Genomic DNA, 3994 nt, shown 5'->3' with positions numbered 1-3994 from the left:
ATTTTATATCTACGTAGATATTATATCAAAAATTTAAATCTTTTCAGCCGGCTGTTTTGTTCTGGCGCCAGAAAAATATAAAATAGAAGGAAATATAAGGAGGTTATAAAATGCTAAAAGGTTATTATTTTATTAACAATAAGATGGAACCTGTTGCTGAATGCTCTTTTTGTCAAGGAGCTATTGTTGTTTGTTGGGTAACGTGGTAAATCACCATGATTATATATAAATTTAAAGGAGAGTGGTTAAAATGTTAAAAGGTTATTATTTTATTAATAGTAAAATAGAACCTGTTGTTGAATGTTCTTTTTGTCAATCTGCTATAGTAGTATGCGGAGTTATATGGTAACTACATAATTATTAGTAAATATAGTTAAACGTTTCCCATCATAAAACAAGATGGGAAACGTATTTTAAAAATTATCAAGTAAGGAGGAACAAAATGAAAAATAAAATATTATAAAAACTAATAAAGGCGCTATTTTAAAGCGTGTGGGTGGAAGTAATCTGATATTTTTAAGTCAAACAGAAGCTTTATTTTTATCGTTGTGTGACGGAACTAAAACTTTTGAAGATATTAGTGAAAAGATATCAAATTTATATGAAGTTTCGATTGATATAGTAAAAAATGATTTACATATTTTAATAGACAAATTTAATAAAATTAATATAATAAATTTTTTACCTCAAAAATTACATAAAAGATTGTCGAAATATACTGAGAATGAATATCTTTTTATTCCTGAAATTGATAGTCCTATTATTATTCCACATAAAATTAATAGTATAGGTTTTTCTTTAACGGATTATTGTCCTTTAAATTGTAATTATTGTTTTGGTAATTTCAATTCAAATAATACTAAAAAATATTTACCAACCGAAAAAGTTATTTCAATTATTGAAGAAGCTGAAGAATTAGGAAAAGTAGAATATGTATCTTTATCAGGCGGTGATCCTATAGCTCATTCTGGATTAGCTAAAATTATTAATTTTTTGGAGAAAAAAAGAATAAATTATGAAGTTTCAACAAAAGGAACAATTCTATCAAAAGAAAAAATTATAGAATTAGTTGATGCGGGTTTAAGAAACATTCAAATAAGTATAGATGCATGGGAACCAGAAAAATGGTCCAGAATAACAGGTTTAAAGAAAGAAGATTTTAACAAAGTTATAGAAGCTTTTTATTGGTGCAATGTGTTTAATATAAAAACCAGGGGGCGAATAACTTTATCTAAGGAAAACTTAAATGATTTAGAAATTTTATTTCAGAAATTACCTTTTTTAGGTGTTGAAGAAATTAGAGTAGTTCCTATACTTCCAATTGGAAGAGGAATTTTATCCCAAACATTGACAGAAAATGAAATAAAATATGCAATATCGTTAAAAGAAAAATATGAAAAAATATACAATGGAAGTATCAAAATTACATATGGATTACAAAAATTTGCAAAAAATATAACCTGTGGCGGTGCAAAAGTTGCAATGCAAATATGTTCTGATGGGGAAGTTATATTGTGTGATGTAGTAGAAGGAATAAATAAATCGGCATTCAGTTATGGAAATATATTCGAAAAATCTATAAAAGATATATGGTTTTCCGAAAAAGCGAATAGATTTAGATATAATTTAGATTTAAAAGAATGTATTCAGTGTGATAAATTTAGTACCTGTAATGGTGGCTGCAGAGCAGTTGCATATAAATATTATGGAGATATAAACAAACATGATCCAAGATGTTTAAATTATTCAGAAAAGAAAGAAGGTGAATTATTTATATGGAAAAAAGAAGAGATGACAACAAATTAGAAAAAAAAGAAATATATAATTTTTTATTCAAAATATTTAAAAGATATTGGAAAAGACAAATAATAGCTATTTTATTTATTGGTTTGATGGCAATATCAGCATTGGTTTTTCCAATGCTGATTAAATATATGATAGATGTTGTAATACCAGAAAAAAATTTTCAAATTCTCTTTAAATATATATTTATAATGATAGGAGTATTGATTGCAACTTCTGTGATAAGTTATTTAGGTGAAATAATATTTGAGATGAATGCATTAATAGCCAAACGTGATATAAGAAAAGAAATTATAATAAAATTAACAAAATTACCATATGAATTTTTTATGAAAATTAATTCAGGTGAGTTAATATCAAAATTAATGTCAGATCTTGAAATGGTTGGAGTTGTAGTTTCTCAGGTGTTTCCAGTTTTTGTATTATCGATATTACAAATTGCAGGAATAATAGGAATGATGTTTTATTTAAATTGGAAACTAGCAATGGTGCCAATAATTTTAACAATAATATCCCTTTTAATTTTGAAGATCATAAATAAAAAAGCAGAACATATCTCAATTATTGAAAGAGAAAAATTTGGAGAAATTACAAATTTATTAGTAGATATTATAAATAATATAAAAACAATAAAAGTAATGAATGTGTATAGTTGGACAGAAGAAATGATGGATACTATATTATATAACCATTATAATGTTGGGAAAAAGTTTATAAAATTTATAAAATTATCCGGAGCAATAGGTAATTCCATAAATGGATTAATAACAGTTGGAGTATTTGGATATGGAGGATATTTAATTATAAAAAATGAAATAACTCTTGGAACATTAATAGCTTTTTGGACATTTATTCAAACATTGATGTCACCTTTGCAATTATTAATGAAGGTAAATATGGTACTTAGAAGCTCATGGGGTGGGATAAAGAGAATAGTTGATATAACAAAATATGAAGAAGAAAAGGTTGAAGAGAAAAAAATAGAAAATATTAATTCAATTCAACTGGAAAATATCGAATATGGTTTTAATAATGAAAAAATACTTGAAACAGTAAATTTAAACCTACAAAAAGGAAAAATAATATGTATAACAGGAGAGAATGGAGTAGGAAAGACAACTTTATTTAATGTAATAACAGGTCTATATATACCGAAAAAAGGAAAAATAAAATTAAATGATAAAGAAACAATAGAAAGTAATATATTAAGAAAACATATTGGATATGTGGAACAAGAACCCGTATTATTTAAAAATTGTAGTATTAAAGAAAATATATTGATGGGAAGAAAGATTTCAAAAGAGAAATTTGAGGAAATTTTGAAAATAACTGATCTGGAAAAAATAATATCAAAATTTGAAAATGGAATAGAGGAAAAAGTGCAGAATATAAATTTATCTGGTGGTCAAAAGCAAATGATAGCAATAGCAAGAGCATTAATATCAGAACCTCAGATTATCTTACTTGATGAATTTACATCTGCAATGGATGCGAAAAATGAGGAAATAATACATGAAATTTTAAAAAAGTTAAAAAAAGAAGGAAAAATAATAGTTTTAATAACACATAGGAAATCAACATTAGAGATATGTGATGAGAAACTAAAAATCGAAAAAGGTGAATTAGAAAAGCTTACTGATAAAAATTTATATTATTAAGCAATTATCCTCTGGAGGTATAACAAATGGAAGAATTATTAAAAGTAGAAAAAATAAGCAAAACATATCCAAATGGAGTAAGAGCAAATAATAATATAAATTTTAGTTTAAAAACAAATGAAATTATTGGATTAATTGGTCCAAATGGAGCAGGAAAAACAACATTAATAAGACAGATTTTAAAATTATTGAAACCAACTTCAGGAAACATTATTATAAATGATGGTAGTATAATAAAAAGTGTGTAAATAAAAAAATAAAAAAATAAAAAGAATGAATATGTGAAAAAAGGAAGCCCAGAAGTGTGGTGAAAGAGAAAGGGGATTTTGAAAAAAAGGTTACATGGGGGGATAGTAATGCCGAGAAAAAGAAAAGAGGAAAATGAACAGATTCTTGGTAATGTAGATAGGAATTTCATAAAACAATATATAAAAGAAAATGGAATTAAGGATTGGAATGATGTTGAGGATATAAGCAAAAAGCTTGTAAAAATAATGCTTGAAGAAATGTTGAAAGCAGAAATGGATTATGAA

Annotated in this window: 3 protein-coding genes; all 3 read left to right on the top strand. The window is 25.3% G+C overall.

All coding sequences use genetic code 11. The annotated features are described in order from the left end of the window. The first annotated feature begins 492 nt into the window (after positions 1–492). The 3 genes from XO10_RS01445 to XO10_RS10655 are packed head-to-tail and all read left to right on the top strand — an operon-like array spanning position 493 to position 3709. Positions 493–1806 carry a radical SAM protein gene (locus XO10_RS01445; protein WP_368494254.1) on the top strand — a complete coding sequence of 438 codons (1314 nt, stop codon included), beginning with the start codon at positions 493–495 and terminating at the stop codon, positions 1804–1806. Continuing rightward, positions 1776–3461 carry an ABC transporter ATP-binding protein gene (locus tag XO10_RS01440; protein ID WP_014295735.1) on the top strand — a complete coding sequence of 562 codons (1686 nt, stop codon included), beginning with the start codon at positions 1776–1778 and terminating at the stop codon, positions 3459–3461. Before XO10_RS01445 ends, XO10_RS01440 begins: the two co-directional genes overlap by 31 nt. Before the next feature lie 26 nt (positions 3462–3487). Beyond that, a complete protein-coding gene (locus XO10_RS10655) occupies positions 3488–3709 on the top strand; it encodes an ATP-binding cassette domain-containing protein (protein WP_075780161.1) in 222 nt (73 codons plus the stop codon). Positions 3710–3994 lie beyond the last annotated feature (285 nt).

The organism is Marinitoga sp. 1135 (assembly GCF_013363245.1).
GTDB classification, from domain to species: domain Bacteria; phylum Thermotogota; class Thermotogae; order Petrotogales; family Petrotogaceae; genus Marinitoga; species Marinitoga piezophila.
This window is presented reverse-complemented; position numbering and strand designations above follow the sequence as displayed.